This is a genomic window from Endozoicomonas sp. (assembly GCF_965196975.1).
Taxonomy (GTDB): domain Bacteria; phylum Pseudomonadota; class Gammaproteobacteria; order Pseudomonadales; family Endozoicomonadaceae; genus Endozoicomonas.
Window position 1 is genome coordinate 5,138,509 of the sequence record NZ_OZ239981.1, and the last position, 18,254, is coordinate 5,156,762.

The window sequence follows — 18,254 nt, forward strand, 5'->3', positions numbered from 1 at the left end:
AAAGTGTCTAGTAATGGAAAATAATCAAGATCCACAGTCAATTTTTTATGAAGATTTTTCTGAATATAAGTTATTAATTATAAATGGTGGCACCTTTTGGGGACGACATAATGTGGAAGGGTTAGTCTTGGCTATAGCATTGGAAGTGAAAATTGTGTTAGTGGGTGATTTTGAATTTAATTATGGAACGGGATTTTTTGAAAGAGAGGATGAGATTATAAATAAAAGGGTGCTCTCTCTGAATGATTGAAACAATAGTGCTCTATTTTCACAGCTACTATGGGAACACCACTCATAATAGTTAACTGTCATGCCCGCTTCTGTTATTTCCAGCTCTACCAAAAGCATCGTTTTGCAAATTGAAGTTTCTATAGATTCAGGCAACATGCTGAATCTTGAAGATAGTTTACAGCGTGCACTCAATGAAGCCGGGCAGCTTGGAACAAAAGAGTTATTGGGGCTATTTGAATCACCCAATAAAGAACCTATCGTCGTTAATCAGCAGAAGTGGAACTACAAAGGAAAGGTTCTTAAGCACTATGAAACCTTATACGGTCGTATACCTTTGGAGCGCTCCGTATATCAGGGTGTCAGAGGTGGCAGTACTCTGGCAGCACTTGATCTTCGTGCCGGTATTATTGGTTCAGCTACCCCCAAATTTGCCAAGTCTATCGCCTGGAAATACAGCCAGATGCCAGCGCCTGCGGTAAAAGAAGATTTTGAGACCAACCATCAAAGGACGCTTTCAAATTCTTATATCAAGCATTTATCGGACAGAGTAGGTGCATTAATTGAAGACCAGCAAGACACTCACTACCACCTTCCTCCACTAAAAGAGCCTGTTGAAACAATAGCCATTGGTCTGGATGGAACCTGCATGCTGCTTTGTGAAGAAGGCTGGAGGGAAGCCATGTGTGGGACATTGAGCCTATATTCTGCAGATGGAGACAGGCTCCACACGATATATACAGCCAGTTCGCCAGAGTATGGTAAACAAAGCTTTATGAGCAAGCTCGACGAGGAGATTGCAGATCTAAAACGACTCTACCCAAATGCCACATACATCGGGGTAGCTGACGGGGCTAGAGAAAACTGGAGTTATTTGAAACAACATACCTCTGGGCAGATACTCGATTTTTATCATGCATCTGAATATTTAGCTGGAGCAGCGGAAGCACTGTTTCCAACCAGTAAGGCGAAGCGACACCAGTGGCTTGAAGACAGGCTACATAGTTTGAAAAACAAGCGTGGAGCAGCCAAAAAAATCCTTCAGGAAATTGAATCAGCCGAGCTCCCGAAAAAGACAATCGCACTGACAGAGAAGCGCTACAAAGCTGTGAGCTATTTTACAAACAATCACCAGTTAATGAATTATCATCAGGCGCTTAAACGCCATTGGCCAATAGGTTCAGGAGTTACTGAAGCGGCTTGTAAGACTCTGGTAAAGCAACGATTATGTGGTTCTGGAATGAGGTGGAAAGCAACAGGAGCGGAAGTGCTTTTGACAACAAGAGCACTGATCCAGAGTAAGGGGCGCTGGGAACAACTTTGGTCTGAGTTCATGACTGGAAAGGTTGAAGCTAACCTATGAGTCAGTTATCAAATTGAGAGAGCACCCAAATAAAACTGATGAAAATCTTCCAACTCTATGTATTGGCAATAGCTACCGTCACTATTATCCCATCAGAAAAACGGAGGTTGCAGTAGATAGCAGTCCACCAGATAGTAATGAAATTGTCGTTAGAGCATAACCAAAATATGTTCTGGTAACTAAAGAAAGGTACATTAGTCACCAGATATATAAAAGTTATATTGCTGAGAGCTTCTTCAATGCCTCAAACTTTTCCAGCTGATCAGGTAAGAAGCTCTTCTCTTTATCCCGCCGGAGGTAAACTTTAAACAACATACGGCCTTGTTTGCTTAAAAATTGAACAGAACGGGTTTCTACACCATGGAATGGCTTGCTGACCAGAGCGATAACAGCAACATTATCCACCTTCAGGTGTCCTTTCAGTGGTGTACGGCGATCACTCAGATTGTAATAGCCGAATTTCTCACCGCCTTTTGGAAAATGGCCGACCATTTCAAAAATAGAACCATCTACATCAATAACCAGAGTCAGTTCACCCCAGGTTTTGATATCCCTCAGTACATCCAGGTAATGGCTGGCATCAATCAATGTCACCATGTCAGCAGGCATGGCCTGAATCACGTCCAGTTCGCTGGCATTCAGCTTGTTAGCCATTTCTGCAGGTAAAATCGCCGGGTTTTTAGTCAGAATATCCTGCACCTGTTGAGCCAGAGTCATGCAGCTTTCTCCGTGTTTTGTCCGTCTAATGGGTGTTGTTCAAGAAAGTTAATCAGTGCCTGGTGCATGGTCACGTTCCAGAACTGACCTGGTAGCGTCAGGTCGAGAATTCCATGGTGAATAGTGGCCAGACCGTTGTCCTGCCACGCTTCAAAAAGTGGCATGCAGTGCTCGCTCATTCCTTCTCCGCCGACATGATCAAGCTTGCCAATTTCCAGCCAGCCACGGTCAAAGCCAGAGCCGATGGTGCCCAATAGCGGCTTATTTCCCGTAGCCTTGCTCATCATCATCAGGGGTTTTTTGCCAGCATCCAGAGCTTCGTAATAAGCAGGTAGCGTTCTAAGACTCATGGCATTGTGCCCGGCAAAGTTACCACCTGCACCGGAACCAAACGGCATGATTTCGGCACCAGACTTTACACCATGGTTGTAGATATTCCGTTCACGGGTATCCCTTCCCCAGTGGCTGACGCTCAGTCGCCCTACTTTGTGGGAGCTCAGGATATCAACACCCCTGCGGAACATTTCTGCACGCTCAGGTGAACTGGCTGGCTGTGGCATGGAACCTTTTTCAATGGACTGTTTCATTCGGCTGGAGCCCAGAAGAATCAGCTGATAAAGGTCTACACCATGAGCTTTGGATTGCAGGAAGGTGTGAAGATCCTGCTCCCAGTCATCCAGGCTTTGACCAGGCAAACCAAACATCAGGTCTACGACGACTGCTGCGTTGTTGAGACTGTTAAAGTAGTCCAGTCTTTCCAGCAGGAATTCACCCGAATCAATACGGCTCATGCGACGGCGCAATGTCGTATTAAAACTCTGTGCCCCCAGTGAGAATCGGTTAAACCCTGATTCCAGACAGGCAGCAATTTTGTCGTTATCAAAGCCATGAAAGCGACCTTCAAAGGTCATCTCTACGTCATTGGCCAGCGGCAAGGACTCTCGAACCGCATTGCCAAGACGAAGAATCTGTTCTGGTGTTAGATCCGTGGGGGTACCACCGCCAAAATAAACACCATGGAACAGGCCTTCCTGTGTCCAGGCATCTTGCGCCGACATGCGAATTTCCCGTTCAAGGTAATCAACATAACGGGCTACCTCATCTTTCTTCGTGGTGTTCTGAAAGAAACCACAATAAGAGCAATGAGTGCGACAAAAAGGGATGTGGATATAGGCCAGTCGCTTACCAGAAGCGAGCAGCAGAGGGTTTGCAGGGCTATCCATCAGTTGCCGGTACACGTCCTGAGTCTGCTCTGCAGGAACCGGAATGGAGCCGCTGTGGGTATGGGCTGACTTTTTGCCGGCAAAGGCAAACTTCAGTGGATCAGGGGATGATATCCCGGTCAGCTCGGGACCCAGGGTGTGTCTGGCAACCATAATTGGATCGTTCTAATCTAAAAATGAGAATTATTATTATTTGTATTTATCGGCTGGTGTGCAATTGATAGAGATCAACAAAATTCGGAGGATAAACTTCGGTTTACCGGTGTCGTGTAAGTATTATGGTTTGCTAGTACTATTTATAAGTGGTTTCACTACACCAAGTAGATGATTTTTTGATGAAATAAAACAATATCTCTGGCGGGTGCTCTCTCTGAATGATTGAAACAATAGTGCTCTATTTTCACAGCTACTATGGGAACACCACTCATAATAGTTAACTGTCATGCCCGCTTCTGTTATTTCCAGCTCTACCAAAAGCATCGTTTTGCAAATTGAAGTTTCTATAGATTCAGGCAACATGCTGAATCTTGAAGATAGTCTACAGCGTGCACTCAATGAAGCCGGGCAGCTTGGAACAAAAGAGTTATTGGGGCTATTTGAATCACCCAATAAAGAACCTATCGTCGTTAATCAGCAGAAGTGGAACTACAAAGGAAAGGTTCTTAAGCACTATGAAACCTTATACGGTCGTATACCTTTGGAGCGCTCCGTATATCAGGGTGTCAGAGGTGGCAGTACTCTGGCAGCACTTGATCTTCGTGCCGGTATTATTGGTTCAGCTACCCCCAAATTTGCCAAGTCTATCGCCTGGAAATACAGCCAGATGCCAGCGCCTGCGGTAAAAGAAGATTTTGAGACCAACCATCAAAGGACGCTTTCAAATTCTTATATCAAGCATTTATCGGACAGAGTAGGTGCATTAATTGAAGACCAGCAAGACACTCACTACCACCTTCCTCCACTAAAAGAGCCTGTTGAAACAATAGCCATTGGTCTGGATGGAACCTGCATGCTGCTTTGTGAAGAAGGCTGGAGGGAAGCCATGTGTGGGACATTGAGCCTATATTCTGCAGATGGAGACAGGCTCCACACGATATATACAGCCAGTTCGCCAGAGTATGGTAAACGTAACTATTCAGCACCCAGCAAAGGCGTATTGTTGTAATTTCGAACCGCTTTAAGAAGCGCCTGAAATATGTTCAACCCCTGCTTTTTAGCAGATGATAAATAGCTTCGGATTCGGGTAAACATGGTACCTCCGTCTTCGCTTCTGAAGCAGCCTGAGATCTTCTGCTTAAGTTTGGCCATCCTGGCATCACGTTCACTGCCATTGTTATCGAAGGGAATTGAAAAGTCCGACATGAAGCGCAACGTTTCAACCTTAAACTCAATAAGCCTTTTGAACAGGTTGTAGGCCTTGGTATTCCTGACCTTCTTACGTCCAAGCACCTGTCGTTGTTTTTCCATATAAGCGGTTTCCTTCGTGAGAGCCCTTTGAAGGATTTGGTCGTATATCGTCTCAATGCGAAGCTGTATTGCACCAGGCATTTGAGTCAGACCGGCTGCTTTGTATTTCTTGCAGAAGTGCCAGGAGAGCGTAAGCAATTTCATCAGCCGCAGAGCCAGCTTATTCGCATCCCTATCGACAACTCCCTGAAGCTCTCTCAGATGATGGGCATTACAAAGCACATGCACTGCCGCATAGGCAAAGTAGGACTTCCAATGATCGTGAACCAGAATGCCTGCAAAAGTCAGCAGGATGCCCATTGCATCCATTGCTTCACAACCTCGCCTTTCTGAGAGGTAGTAAAGCGTCCATTGGTCATCTCGCATAATGTGTAACCACCACAGTGAACCGTCAACCCGCATGCCAGTTTCATCCGCTCCTGCAACCGGACTTTCTTGTAAAGCATCGCGGATACTCTGCTCAGTAGAGGCCAGGTTCTCATGGGTATAGGCAACAAAATTGGCAACAGAGCCTGCGCTGACACTCATGCAATAAATAGTATTGAAATACTCAGACACCCGGTGATATGGGATGAAGTGATACTGGTTTAAATGAACAGCCATTGCCTGAGTCACTTCTCCGTATTGAGCAGCGGCTTTCACTCCTTGGGGAAACTCAGCGGTGTTCCGTTTACCACAAGGACATACTTTAACGTCTGCCCAGTACGCGGTAACTTCAAATTCTCCGGGTCTACCTGGATCAAAAACCTGTCGCTCAATGTATTTGGTGGGTTTAATATCGATAAGCGAAGACTGGCAACAGCAACATTTTTCAACCTTCAGATGCCTGACATAATCGGGTAAGGCGACACGTCTCAAACAAGAGCCTTGATGACCTTTCTGGCCACCTGGTTTATTGCCTGAAGATGGTCTAAGGCTTTTGGGGTTCGGTGTTTCCTGTGAGGAGCAGGGGGCTTCTTTGGAAGATGTATCACCTTTATCACTCCCTTTTTTACTGGGCTTTTGATAACCATCTGACGATGGTGGCTTACTACTGTTTTGACTGTTTTTATTAACCCTTTCTTCCAGTTCGCTGCAACGTTCCCGTAAAAGCGCATTCTCGGTCCGAAGCTCTTCATTCTCTTTAAGGAGAGCTTCGGTAAACGGAGTAGCTGGGAAGTCTGGTTCCATACTGGAGATTTGTTAGAAAAATTGAGTATAAGATGATGGTCGAAAAATCAGAAAATTCCAGATTTATATGAAGGGTGCTGAATAGTTACTGGTAAACAAAGCTTTATGAGCAAGCTCGACGAGGAGATTGCAGATCTAAAACGACTCTACCCAAATGCCACATACATCGGGGTAGCTGACGGGGCTAGAGAAAACTGGAGTTATTTGAAACAACATACCTCTGGGCAGATACTCGATTTTTATCATGCATCTGAATATTTAGCTGGAGCAGCGGAAGCACTGTTTCCAACCAGTAAGGCGAAGCGACACCAGTGGCTTGAAGACAGGCTACATAGTTTGAAAAACAAGCGTGGAGCAGCCAAAAAAATCCTTCAGGAAATTGAATCAGCCGAGCTCCCGAAAAAGACAATCGCACTGACAGAGAAGCGCTACAAAGCTGTGAGCTATTTTACAAACAATCACCAGTTAATGAATTATCATCAGGCGCTTAAACGCCATTGGCCAATAGGTTCAGGAGTTACTGAAGCGGCTTGTAAGACTCTGGTAAAGCAACGATTATGTGGTTCTGGAATGAGGTGGAAAGCAACAGGAGCGGAAGTGCTTTTGACAACAAGAGCACTGATCCAGAGTAAGGGGCGCTGGGAACAACTTTGGTCTGAGTTCATGACTGGAAAGGTTGAAGCTAACCTATGAGTCAGTTATCAAATTGAGAGAGCACCCTCTCTGGCCTGAGTTTGGTTCAGCCTGAACAAACGTAGTATTCACTGTCAGTTAACGTCGAAAAACTGGTGGCTTATTATATTTGCCCGATTGGTAGTCTGAATATATTTTTCAAATTATATATTTTTATTTTGGTAAAGAAATTACTTCAGTTATTTCTAATGGTTAGAAGATAATTTTTTTGTTAAATATTAATTTTAAATTTTTAAACTATGATTAAAGGTTTTTTACTGATCAAATAAACAGACAAAGGTGTTTCGTGGTATGAATTTCTAATGGCGAATGTTGTTTGAAAACCATGGTCTTTTAAAGACAAGAAATTAAATTGATAAGGTTTTAAGAATGAAGTTCCTGAAATTATTAGGTGTATTCCTGATAACCTATCTCGCCTTCTTACCAGTCACCCAAGCTGATGAAGTCGCCGGGTCACCAACGAAAATACACATCAGTTATCTTCGTCAATACATGGCGAAGCATCATTTTTTTAACAGAATTCAACCCATCACGACAGGAGGCACTATTGAGCAGCAGGTTAAGGAAGGGCTTGCAGAAGCTGAGCGGCAGTATAGGTGGATTCTGCGAGAGTATCCACTATGGGATGCACTGCCTTTCGTAGCCTATATGGCGGTAGTCGCCGCGGCGGGAGGTTATGCATATAAGCAACTGCCAAATTGGATACTTCGGTTAAATATTCCACGAGCCGATATTGGGGCTTTTAAATTTTCTCTAGGGTCAATTTTTGCTATTTTTTCTATAATTCCTACGATCGCTATAATTAGCCATGGGTATTATGTGGCATTCCCCCCAGAGCTCCCGGAAGAGAATCTCATACTGGCCTACGGTGCAAAGAAATGGCTGCTGGATAAAAGGACTCAGTCGTACATAGAGGACGAGCTTTTCTATGGCTTTTGGAGAAGCCCCAGTAGTGATGCTTTGTACAGACTACAGAAAAGTTTGGATAAAGCGTTAAGGCTACCATTTTATTCAAAAGAGCTGGGCTATGATGAAGGTAAAATCGATAAATACTTGCGAAATTATCCCAAAAATCTTTCTGAAAGATTGAAACTCTTTGCTCAAGCGGAATTAATTTATCAGCAGACAGACTCTGCTATTGCAGATAGCCATTACCCTGTTTACTTCCAAGGTGTCCCTGGCACTGGGAAAACTTATGCGGCGCAGAAGCTGGCTGAGGCGATGGGTACCAACCTTGCCGTTGTCACTTTGGATGGTGCCACAATAGAGGACATTATCGGCGCTCCCTTCGAAAGTGCTGAGGCCAAAGCTGGACGTCTCTTGGACGCAATTATTGCTCGTACTGATTCAAGTCTTGATCTCAACCATCATAATCAAATCCTGTTGATTGATGAATTTGATCGCTTATTTATCTCTGGCAATGAAAAAACCAAGGATGTACTTTCATTCATGTTAAAGCTTCTTAATCCAGCAAATCGTTCTTTCCATAATCCTTATTTGAAAACAGACATTCGACTTCCGGACACTATTATTTTGGCGGGTAATCAGGATATTCACGAATTAAGTAGAGATGACTATGAGCTTCAAGCTATGGCTTCCAGGCTTGATAAGGTTGTATTTGAAGGGTTTGATAAAGCAGCCAAGTGGGATATTGTGAGCAATATCATGATTCCTAACAAGGAAAGGCGGTTTCGATCTGCTGGGAAGCACTTTGCTGACTTTTCCCTTCCTAAGCAAGGCTATGATGAGATCTTTGCATTTATTGAAACAGATACAGACCCCGGGTTGCGTTCTCTTGAAAAGCACGTATCAAAGGTCTTTGAAAAATTTGTACAAGGGTCTGGACTCTTTAATATTAAACCAACAGGTGGACGAGTTCTTCGGCCTGTGGGAGCTTAGTATTATTACGCGATGTGCGACTTTGTCTGAAACTATCTCAAATTACTAGCCCGGATATTTCATAAACTGCCCCGAATCTCGGGCAGGACTTTGTCGCCCTAAGGGATTTTGTGAGGGAGTGCCGTACCGGGGAGTACGGTCGACCGAGCAAAACTCCCTTAGGGCGGCAAAGGACAAGCGAGAACGGGAGCACGTTTATGAAATATCCGGGCTAGCATGATGGTAAGTCCAAGTTGTATCTTCAAAATCACGCAATTATTTGCTTTCCGTTTTTTAATCTTCGGAAATAAGGTTCTCAAACTGTATTGCAGGACGACCAGCAATTATATTCAGATAAGAACCAATATTATGTGCCAGTAACTTCCGAGCGATACGTGATGTCATATGCCATCTATCTCGACAATGGCACTTTTCTATTTCAAAGCGCTCTGTCAATTGACCTATCACTGTTTCTATTCTCCGTCGTACCCGTAATACCAGCTTTACAAACGACTTCGGACGTTCATCTTGCATGTTTTTTCTCAGTGGCGTCTGAAGATCAATACCTAATTCCTGACAATCAGCTTTAAACTCAGGCCTTATATAGCCCTTATCGCCAAGCAAGAGGCCAGAAATGGTCTCGAGCATGTCATAGGCTGCATCACGCTCATCTACGTTCGCTGCGGTCAGAGTAAAACCCACAGGAATCCCTCGTGCTTCAACCAGCAAATGCCCCTGAAAGCCATAGAACTTCTTGTCCTTGGAAGCGCAGTAACCATAACCAGCCTCAGCTTTAAAGATACGGCTCTGTGGTGCACGGGTTCTGACGACAACATCAATCGGAAAACCATCGATTAAATGGATATCTGCATTATCTGCATGCATCATCTGGACTATACGAATTTGCAGTCGTTGTTTCACATGCCATAAGTTGGCGGCCTGTTTGACAAATGCCGAGCGTGAAGGAATGTCAGGAAACAGGTGTCGCCAGTGTCGGGTAAAATACTTCCAAATCTCAGTGTCCTTATGATGCCCAAGCCATTCACCGACAACTTCCATGGTGATCGCTTCACTATCAGTGAGCTTTGGTGGAAACCCTCGAAGTCGCAGTGGTACAGGAAAAAGCTCTTTTACCAAATCGTCGATCAAGCAGTAGACTGTAGTGATAAACTCTTCAACGGGCATGACTGAAACCTTCTTTGCTTTCTACTGCTTTTAATAGCAGAAAGCAGGATCAGTCATGTCTCCTTATGCAAACCTAAAAGTCGCACATGGCGTTATTATTTGAACACATTATAATCTTTAAAAAAAAGGTTTGGTTTTTTGATCCAAACCTTTTTTTGTATTCTGAAATACCGCTATTTTTATCAATGATTGACTACCAGCGGGCAGTGATAGGCAGGATGATCCGATACACTGACCTCAATATCAAACACCTGCCCAATGGTTTTTGGTGTCAGAACCTGATGAGGTGTTCCTTCCGCTGCCATCTTTCCATTCTTCAGGATCACAATCCGGTCAGAATATCGTGCTGCCAGATTCAGGTCATGCATGATGACCATAACGCCAATACCCTGATCCGCTTCCTGCCGGGCCATTTTAAGGGTCAGCTGCTGATGGGCTGGATCCAGCGCCGACGTAGGTTCATCAAGTAACAGATAACGCTGACCATGAGGGCTTTCATCCCAGATCTGTGCCAGAACCCGTGCCATATGAACACGCTGGCGCTCACCACCGGACAGGGTGGTGTAATGACGATCCTTAAGGTGTAAGCCATCAACTTTCTTAAGGGCTTCCCGGGTAATCATAAGATTTTCATCATGATGACTGGCGCAGGGAATTCGGCCAAGCAGCACCACTTCTTCCACGGTAAAGGGAAAACTCAATGAGGACGACTGTGGCAAAACACCGAGCATTAACGCTTGATGATTCAATGGCCAGTCATTCCGGCCATTAAGCAGTACATCGCCACTGGATGGTTTTCTCTCGCCGCTGATGACTTTCATCAACGTACTTTTACCGGCACCGTTCGGACCAAGTACAGAAACCACTTCACCGGGCTTCAGGGTCAGGTTAATGTCCTGAAGCAGGCTCCTGCCTTCGATCTGAACCGAGACTCCCTGAACTTCCAGAGTATTTACTACTGCTCTTTCCATATCAGGCAATCCTTTTACGCTGCTGCCACAACAGTGACAGGAAGAAAGGGGCACCCATCAAGGCAGTGACAATACCAATGGGAAGTTCTGCAGGGGCGACAATGGTGCGGGAAATCATATCCGCTGCCAGTAACAGAATACCGCCCAGCATGGCTGAGGCTGGCAGAAGAATACGATGATCGGGGCCAACGGCTAATCGGATCAGGTGCGGAACCACCAACCCTACAAAGCCAATAACACCACTGACGGAAACGGATACACCCACAGCCAGAGCGGTCAGGAAGATCAGTTTCAGTTTGACCTTCTGTACGTCAATGCCCAGATGACGGGCTTCAGACTCACCCAGCAGCAGCGCGTTTAGTACCAGGCCATAACGACCCAGGATCAGGATAACGGGGACTAATAACGTGGCACAGATGATGACCAGATCCCAGGTAGCACCACCAAGGCTGCCCATTTGCCAGAAGGTCAGGTTGCGGAGCATGGTGTCATCAGCGATGTAGTTCAGCATGCCCATACCAGCACCGGCCAGGGCGTTGATAGCGACACCGGCCAGCAGCATGGTGGCAACAGAAGTACCATTGTTAGTGGTGCCCACTTTATACACCAGCCATGTGGACAATACTCCACCTGCAAAGGCAAGAATGGATACGCTGTAGCTTTGAATCAGGGACGATGCACCAGCAAACAGCAGGCCACCAAGAACGATAGCAATGCCTGCTCCCAGGGCCGCTCCCGTGGACACACCAATGATACTGGGGTCAGCCAGCGGGTTCCTGAACAAGCCCTGCATGGAGGCACCAGCCACGGCCAGCGAACCACCGACAATAAGGCCCAGCAGGGTTCTGGGTAAACGAATTGACTCAATAATCAGAGCTGACTGGCTGCTGATGGCGCTGTCAGATAAACCGAGCCGGTCAAGCAGTATGGTCAGAATATCGCCTGCGGGAATTGGAACAGCGCCAACTCCAATGGACACAATCACCACGACTGGCAGCAGGATTGCCAGTCCGGTTAACAGCAGTGCCCCCTGATGGTTACGACTCATTGGAGGATGGATTACCTTGGTCTAAGTAAAAAGATTTTGCCAGAGACAATGCAACGTCTCCTGTTCTTGGGCCGAGACCGCCCAGTAGCATATTACCATCAATGGCAACCACCCGGCCGCTTTTACCCGCAGGCGTCTGCTTCAGGATAGGCATCTGCTCCAGCAGTGTTTCCGGAGTCATATTCGGGTTACTGGTGGACCCTGGGAAAATGATCACCTCGGGTGCCAGCAACAGCATGGCTTCATTGGAAAGCGCCTTATACCCTTTGAACTGCTCTGCAGCAGGGTTGTATCCACCGGCCAGACCAATCATGGCATTAGCCGCAGTCCCCGTGCCTGCGATGGTTGGAGAGCGTCCGCCCATGGCCAACACAAAAAGAACCGGTACTTTCTTCTCATACTTCTTCTCATAAGAAGCGGCCAGCGCTTTGGCTTCGTCCAGAGAGTCTTCAATGTCCTCCCACAATGCATTGCCCTGTTGCTCTTTACCAAGAATGCTTGCCAGAGACTTGATCTGGTTTTCAATACTTTCAGCGGTATGCTTCAGGGGCAGGGCTTCTACCTCAACACCAGCGCTTTCCAGTTGAGCCAGGGTTGAAGGTGGTCCCATGTCTTCCGTACCAATCAGCATGGTGGGCTCAAGCGCCAGAATTCCCTCAGCAGACAGCTGTTTATGATAGCCGAGTCTTGGCAGCTGGTTGACTTGCGTTGGCCAGGTGCTGGTCTGGTCAACGGCGATTACCTGATCGCCAGCACCCAGTGCGTAGATAATCTCGGTAACTCCGTTACCGGCAGAAACAATACGCTGATTGTCGTGTGAATTATGAGCTAGTGCAGTGTTGGCGCCCATGGCTGCAGAAACAGCCATAACGGTGGATAGAAACAGTGGTTTAAACGTTTTCTTCATGAGTCGCCTTTTCCATTTTCTTGTTCCATCAACACTTGCGCAGCCTCAATCTTGTGCTGGCTCAAAAACATCATCAGCTTAACCAGGTTGCCCAGAGGGGCATCTTTATCACCGGCAATCAGTACTGTGGTGTCGGGAGCTTCTTTGACCTTTTTCAGTAGCGACGTAGCAAATACTTCCCACTGATCGAACTTCTGTTCGCCAATAGCCCAGGGCTCGCCTTGTTCCAGAATACTGACGGTCAGTGTCTTTGGCGCCGTGGTTAACGGGACTTCCTGCTGGGTCGCCTGAGGCAGTTCCACCGGCAGGCTCAGTGTCTGTACATTGGCTGTGAACAGCAGAAACACCATGACGATAAACACTACATCCAACAGCGGCGTCAGATCCGCCATGGAGAGTGATGCACTGGTTTCATCAATATCGTTGATGCGAATCATGCCGCTACCGCTCCGGCATCGATGATTTCAGGGTGGCCAGTTTGTGAGCTGGCACTATCCTTTTTTACCGTAAAACCTTTAACCGTAGATGCTGAAGGTGTGGTTGCTAAACCATCGTCGTCCATGGTCAGACCTTCCAGAAGCAGGTTGGTGTGATTCAGTGCAAACTCCAGCTTAGAAAGATAATGGTTGGCCCAGACACCAAAGCCGTGTGCAGCGGCCAGGGCTGGAATCGCAATAATCAGACCGAATGCGGTTGTGAACATCGCCTGCCAGAGGCCAGCGGCCAGAATGTCTGGAGTCACTGGACCGGCAGCGGCAGCAATATCACGGAACATATCGATCATGCCCAATACGGTACCCAGCAGACCCAGCATTGGGGCAAGCACACCAATCAGCATCAGCGGCTTCAGCCAGGCATTCAGGCTGCGCTTCTGTTTGAGCAGCCAAAGACCGGCAACTTCTTCACGCACCGACTTTTCACAGGTGTTGTGACTGAGCAGGACTGCGACACCCTGACGAATGCCTTTGCCTTTGCAGAGGTTCTGGCACAGGTTGCTCTTGCTTTCAGCGTGCTTTTCGCAGCCACAGCATTGACGGACTTCATTAAACAGCTCTGTCAGTCCCTTGCGATTCATTGAAGGCAGCAGGGCATAGGTCACCAGCCGCTCAAGAATCATGGCCAGTCCAAGGCAAGAGGTGATCAGTAATGGCCAGGCCATGATCCCCAGTGATGCAAGATGTTCTGTCAACATGGCGTTACCTGCTAAGTATCTGACGTCTATAAATGGTTAGCTGAATCAACTGATTTCAAATGCGACGGGGATATGCACCCGGGATTTCACAAATTGGCTATTACGTTGCTCTGGTTTGAATGACCAGCGCTTAACGGCATCAATGGCTGCCTTATCCAGAACGGGGTAACCGGACGACTCAAGAATGTCGATGGTGAGCGGAAAACCACGTTCATCAACAATCACATCCAGCATAACCACGCCCTGCTGATTTCTCCGCTGAGCCAGTTTTGGATAACGAGGCTCAACCCAGTCACGGATTTCTGGCTCAGTCACCATCACGGGTTCATTGCTCAGACCTGGAGACTGGCTCTTTTCCGTAACGGTTTTCTCCATTACTGGCTCTGCAGGCTCAGTCACTTCAGGTTGTTTCTTCTCAATCGGCTTGGGCTTTTCAACCGCTTTTTTTGGTTTTTTCTTTACAGGCTCAGGTTTGGGTTCTTTCTTTTTAAGAACAGGCTTGGCCTTCTCTATCGGCTTCTGAACGACCTTTGGTTCAGGCTCAGGCTTGGGTTCTTCTTTAACAACCGGCTCTTCGATCGGTGGTTTAGGTTGACTGACGGTAGAAAAACTCAGGGAAACCGGTGCCTGGATAGAACCCATGTGGATGGTTCTGGGCTCAGATTCCTGGTGATCCAGCGCAACCACGACGGCCACGTGGGTCGCAATGGAGATCAGCAATGTGAATAAGGCTTTTTTAGGCATGACCAGGAACAGTAATAGTGTTAATCGACCTAATAACAGGAGCGTAGGTTACTCGAAGCATAAAATGTGTTCAATAACCTAAATGATAATAATTCGCATTATTTGTGCTAATTAGTAATATCCGTTGATTATTTGATCTAGAGCACTATCTGGGCCGTAAAAATGCCAAAAAAATGTCTATTTAAGACCCTTAAACATCTAAGAAATCATTCAATTTCGGTGGTCACAGTTATGGTACTAAAAAGAAAAGAAATCTCACTGCCAGTTACGTTGTTCTACGATGGGGAGTGTCCTCTGTGCATGCGTGAAATTGATCACCTGTCCAAAAAGAACAGAAAAGGACTCCTAAAGCTGATTGATATCAGACAGGATGGTTTTCAGGAAAAATATCCGGAATTTGACGTAGTAGAGCTGGATCGGTTTATTCATGCGAAATTGGCCGATGGTCGTGTAGTTAAAGGTGTTGATGCCACGCTGGCTGCCTGGGAAGCCGTCGGTATGGGCTGTTTTGTTGCTCCTCTGCGCTGGCCGGGTGTCGCCTGTATTGCCGACTTTGGCTATTCATTGTTTGCGAAAAACCGTCACGGTCTATCTCGCCGCTTAGGGCCGATTCTGGGTAAAAATGAGTGTAAAAAATAAAAATTATTCGTCGTGTAAAAAATCAATGCTGGCTATCAAACTTCTAAATCTCTGAACTATAGCGCCTGTGAACCCACTCCCCCTGATGAACAAACGATAGCCTAACTCCCTGAACCCTTAATCTTTTTTGCCGTCGTTTTCCTTTCATTGTGTAAATATTTATACAAAGCTAAATGATAATGATTTGCATTAAATATAAATAGGCAATATGATGGCGCCCACTACTGCTTCGGAACCCTCATTACCGAAGCGTAAAAATAAAAAAACAGACAGGGTTGTTATACCAATTGCATTTTCTAAATCCCTATTGCGCTGTTGATCCGGGCAGAAATGCTACGTTAAAGCTCCTTGCCATAGCTTCGGCTATGACTCGTCACTTTGCCTTGCCTTTCTACCCGGATCACCATGCTCACAACGGGTTTAGAAAATTTAATTGGTATTTCCCGCTTGCTGATAACACTAACACTGGTACAGAAAAACAATGATGTTCCCGAAAAACACGCTGGCTCTGGCGGTGATGGCCGCTACGGTTTCTCTTGCTTCTACTCAGGTCGCTTTTGCTGAAGAAGTGGCAGAGAAGGAAAATAAAGCTCAATCAAAACCCGTTTTATTGAAGCAGGTGACAGTCACTGCAACCAGGGCGGAAAAAGATCATTCTGATGTCGTCCAGAGTATTGAAGTGATTGATCAGGCAGAAATTGAACAGCAACAGGCTTCATCAGTGCCGGAATTAATGGAGTATCTACCCAATGTATCAGTGACTGGTGGCCCAAGGGGCAGTGCTCAGGGAATCAATATTCGTGGCCTTGGCGGTACTCGTGTTCTTCAGGTGGTTGATGGGGCGAGGCAGAATTTCTCTAATGGTCACCGCGGAACGTATTTTACTGACCCTGAATTACTGAAATCGGTTGAAGTTGTTAAAGGCCCATCAAGCAGCCTGTGGGGGTCCGGTGCTATTGGGGGTGTTGTTGTTCAGAACACAAAGGATGCTCAGGACCTTTTGGAAGACGGTAAAACTCTGGGTGGCTATGTTTCTCAGGGTTACCACAGCAATAACAGTCGTTCATTGACCAGTGGTGCAGTGTATGGAATACAGGGAGATGTTGACTGGTTGCTCAATGGTTACTACAACGATGGTGAAAACTATGAGCTGGGTAATGGCCAGGATTTAGAAAACTCCGGATCCAGAGAGCAGGGAGGTATGGCTAAACTGGGTTGGGATGTAAACAACGATAGTCGGCTTGAATTTAAAGCCCAGCACTTACTGTATAACGGGTTGGTTCCGAGTAACCCTGCTGCAAATGAAGGTACCTCTTCGCCACTGGTGGAAAGAGACTCGAAAAGCTCAAACCTGTCCGCTGCCTGGTTGTTTGACCCTGAAAGTGAATTAATTGATGGTAAGTTGCAGCTGTTTTACAACGACACTCGTTATAAAGAAGATCGTATTTCTCAAGGTCAGAAAGACGATACGCGTTATAAAACGAATGGGCTGGCTCTAACTAACCTTTCCATGGTTAACACTATTGAGTTGGTTTATGGGTTGGATGCTTACCAGAACAAGATTACGACCGTTCGTGATACCACAGGCGGTGCTTCAGACTCCAGACCTGAAGGCCTGGATGGGCAGTCTACGACCATGGGAAGTTTTATTCAGGGAAGTATGCCGATTGCCAGGGACTGGACACTGCAGGCTGGCGTTCGTTATGACCATTTTTCTTCAGAAGACAATCGGTCAAATTCGGATGTAACGAACAAGAAACAAACCGATCAGGCATTGTCTCCTTCTGTGGGGGTTATCTGGTCTGCGAATGAATGGCTTACTCTGACCGCAAGTTATAATGAAGCATTTCGTGCACCAGGCATGGAAGAGATGTTTTCAACAGGTACACACTTTTCCATGGGGCCATTCTTCAAAAATGAATTTGTTCCAAACCCGGATTTGAAGCCAGAAGAAGCAAAGAATAAAGAACTATCTGCCCGTATGGAGTTTAATGAAATCCTCGGGGGCGATGAACTTAAGCTGAATGCCAGCCTTTTCCAAAATGATGTAAACAATTTTATCAATCAAATTACCTATGATCCTCAGCTGGTGTTTGGACAATTGATCGACAGTAAGACAACGTGGATCAATGTTGAAGATGCTGAACTTAAAGGTTTTGAAATAGCAGGAAAGTATCGTATCCAAAATGTTGAAGCCGGACTTTCTTATGGCCAGACCCGTGGCAAGGACAAAAGTACAGGTCTGGCACTGGATAATATTCCAGCGGATAAGATCGTAGCTGATCTGGCCTACCTGGCTTTCCAGGGCGATGTAAAAGTAGGGACACGATATACGCATGTGAATGATCAGAATAGGGTCGATCCAGATAATACCGTTAGCCAGTATGAAGGCTATGATCTGGTGGATCTTTATGCGAGTTATGAGCCGGCTTCTGGAAGCCTGAAAGGACTGAAAGCTGATTTCACGATTAAAAACGCTGCAGATAAATACTATCGTGTTGCCTGGCAGGAACTGTATCAGCCCGGTCGCAGCTATCGCCTGAACCTTCGATACATGTTCTAACCTCTGCCATGACAAATGTGTCGAATTCGCTTAAGTGTTTTTGCTGGAAAAGAGAAAAATAAACAGGGAGGAACGCCTATAAAAAGACAGTCTTAATATGCTATTCGTCTGATTACCAGCCGGCCTGGAAGGGATGCCAGGCAGGTCTGCGCCAATATCAAACTAAATGATAATGATTTGCATTTGATAGTTTTTATAATTATTATGCCGACATTGTTTATTCTCATTGCTTATTTTTGGCATGAGGATCAGAAAAAGTAGACGGT

Annotated in this window: 17 protein-coding genes; 7 read left to right on the plus strand and 10 right to left on the minus strand. The window is 46.1% G+C overall.

The genetic code is table 11. The features are described from left to right. The first annotated feature begins 13 nt into the window (after positions 1-13). Both ACOCLE_RS22910 and ACOCLE_RS22915 read left to right on the plus strand, forming a co-directional pair. Positions 14-250 carry a hypothetical protein gene (locus ACOCLE_RS22910; protein WP_419534398.1) on the plus strand — a complete coding sequence of 79 codons (237 nt, stop codon included), beginning with the start codon at positions 14-16 and terminating at the stop codon, positions 248-250. A gap of 60 nt (positions 251-310) precedes the next feature. Next, positions 311-1,591, plus strand: a complete 1,281-nt coding sequence (locus ACOCLE_RS22915; protein ID WP_419532972.1) for an ISKra4 family transposase — start codon at positions 311-313, stop codon at positions 1,589-1,591. A gap of 216 nt (positions 1,592-1,807) precedes the next feature. Here ACOCLE_RS22915 and hutX read toward each other — a convergent pair whose 3' ends face one another. Together hutX and hutW are read right to left on the minus strand one after the other, a co-directional pair. Further along, positions 1,808-2,308: a heme utilization cystosolic carrier protein HutX gene (hutX, locus tag ACOCLE_RS22920; RefSeq protein WP_419534399.1), complete on the minus strand. Its 501-nt coding sequence runs from the start codon at positions 2,306-2,308 to the stop codon at positions 1,808-1,810. Continuing rightward, positions 2,305-3,684, minus strand: coding sequence for a heme anaerobic degradation radical SAM methyltransferase ChuW/HutW (hutW, locus tag ACOCLE_RS22925; protein WP_419534400.1), 1,380 nt, complete (start codon positions 3,682-3,684; stop codon positions 2,305-2,307). Before hutW ends, hutX begins: the two co-directional genes overlap by 4 nt. Positions 3,685-3,973: 289 nt before the next feature. On the opposite strand from hutW, the gene ACOCLE_RS22930 reads away from it, so the two are divergent. Further along, a complete protein-coding gene (locus ACOCLE_RS22930) occupies positions 3,974-4,696 on the plus strand; it encodes a hypothetical protein (protein ID WP_419534401.1) in 723 nt (240 codons plus the stop codon). Here the strand turns inward: ACOCLE_RS22930 and tnpC are convergent. Continuing rightward, on the minus strand, positions 4,663-6,168 hold the full coding sequence (gene tnpC, locus ACOCLE_RS22935; RefSeq protein ID WP_419532963.1) for an IS66 family transposase: 1,506 nt from the start codon (positions 6,166-6,168) through the stop codon (positions 4,663-4,665). The genes ACOCLE_RS22930 and tnpC overlap by 34 nt on opposite strands. A 105-nt stretch (positions 6,169-6,273) precedes the next feature. On the opposite strand from tnpC, the gene ACOCLE_RS22940 reads away from it, so the two are divergent. Together ACOCLE_RS22940 and ACOCLE_RS22945 are read left to right on the plus strand one after the other, a co-directional pair. Then, on the plus strand, positions 6,274-6,861 hold the full coding sequence (locus ACOCLE_RS22940) for a hypothetical protein (protein WP_419534402.1): 588 nt from the start codon (positions 6,274-6,276) through the stop codon (positions 6,859-6,861). Positions 6,862-7,230: 369 nt separating this feature from the next. After that, positions 7,231-8,760: an AAA family ATPase gene (locus ACOCLE_RS22945; RefSeq protein ID WP_419534403.1), complete on the plus strand. Its 1,530-nt coding sequence runs from the start codon at positions 7,231-7,233 to the stop codon at positions 8,758-8,760. Positions 8,761-9,033: 273 nt separating this feature from the next. Here the strand turns inward: ACOCLE_RS22945 and ACOCLE_RS22950 are convergent, their stop codons facing one another. The 7 genes from ACOCLE_RS22950 to ACOCLE_RS22980 all read right to left on the minus strand — a co-directional run bounded on the left by ACOCLE_RS22950 (position 9,034) and on the right by ACOCLE_RS22980 (position 14,786). After that, complete coding sequence (locus ACOCLE_RS22950; protein WP_419533099.1) at positions 9,034-9,924, minus strand: IS982 family transposase; 891 nt, start codon at positions 9,922-9,924, stop codon at positions 9,034-9,036. A 182-nt stretch (positions 9,925-10,106) separates the two neighbouring features. After that, complete coding sequence (locus ACOCLE_RS22955; protein WP_419534404.1) at positions 10,107-10,895, minus strand: heme ABC transporter ATP-binding protein; 789 nt, start codon at positions 10,893-10,895, stop codon at positions 10,107-10,109. Between the two features lies 1 nt (position 10,896). Further along, on the minus strand, positions 10,897-11,943 hold the full coding sequence (locus ACOCLE_RS22960) for a FecCD family ABC transporter permease (RefSeq protein WP_066014104.1): 1,047 nt from the start codon (positions 11,941-11,943) through the stop codon (positions 10,897-10,899). Continuing rightward, entirely contained in the window at positions 11,933-12,850 is a 918-nt protein-coding gene (locus ACOCLE_RS22965) for a heme/hemin ABC transporter substrate-binding protein (RefSeq protein ID WP_419534405.1), read from the minus strand. Before ACOCLE_RS22965 ends, ACOCLE_RS22960 begins: the two co-directional genes overlap by 11 nt. Then, positions 12,847-13,287, minus strand: a complete 441-nt coding sequence (locus ACOCLE_RS22970) for an ExbD/TolR family protein (RefSeq protein ID WP_419534406.1) — start codon at positions 13,285-13,287, stop codon at positions 12,847-12,849. The genes ACOCLE_RS22965 and ACOCLE_RS22970 overlap by 4 nt, the downstream gene beginning before the upstream one ends. After that, positions 13,284-14,042, minus strand: coding sequence for a MotA/TolQ/ExbB proton channel family protein (locus ACOCLE_RS22975; RefSeq protein WP_419534407.1), 759 nt, complete (start codon positions 14,040-14,042; stop codon positions 13,284-13,286). Before ACOCLE_RS22975 ends, ACOCLE_RS22970 begins: the two co-directional genes overlap by 4 nt. A gap of 45 nt (positions 14,043-14,087) precedes the next feature. Next, positions 14,088-14,786, minus strand: coding sequence for an energy transducer TonB (locus ACOCLE_RS22980; protein WP_419534408.1), 699 nt, complete (start codon positions 14,784-14,786; stop codon positions 14,088-14,090). A 300-nt stretch (positions 14,787-15,086) separates the two neighbouring features. Between ACOCLE_RS22980 and ACOCLE_RS22985 the strand changes: the two genes are divergently transcribed. Both ACOCLE_RS22985 and ACOCLE_RS22990 read left to right on the plus strand, forming a co-directional pair. Then, on the plus strand, positions 15,087-15,425 hold the full coding sequence (locus ACOCLE_RS22985; RefSeq protein ID WP_419534409.1) for a thiol-disulfide oxidoreductase DCC family protein: 339 nt from the start codon (positions 15,087-15,089) through the stop codon (positions 15,423-15,425). Positions 15,426-15,906: 481 nt separating this feature from the next. Continuing rightward, positions 15,907-17,988 carry a TonB-dependent hemoglobin/transferrin/lactoferrin family receptor gene (locus ACOCLE_RS22990; protein ID WP_419534410.1) on the plus strand — a complete coding sequence of 694 codons (2,082 nt, stop codon included), beginning with the start codon at positions 15,907-15,909 and terminating at the stop codon, positions 17,986-17,988. The last annotated feature ends 266 nt before the right edge of the window (positions 17,989-18,254 follow it).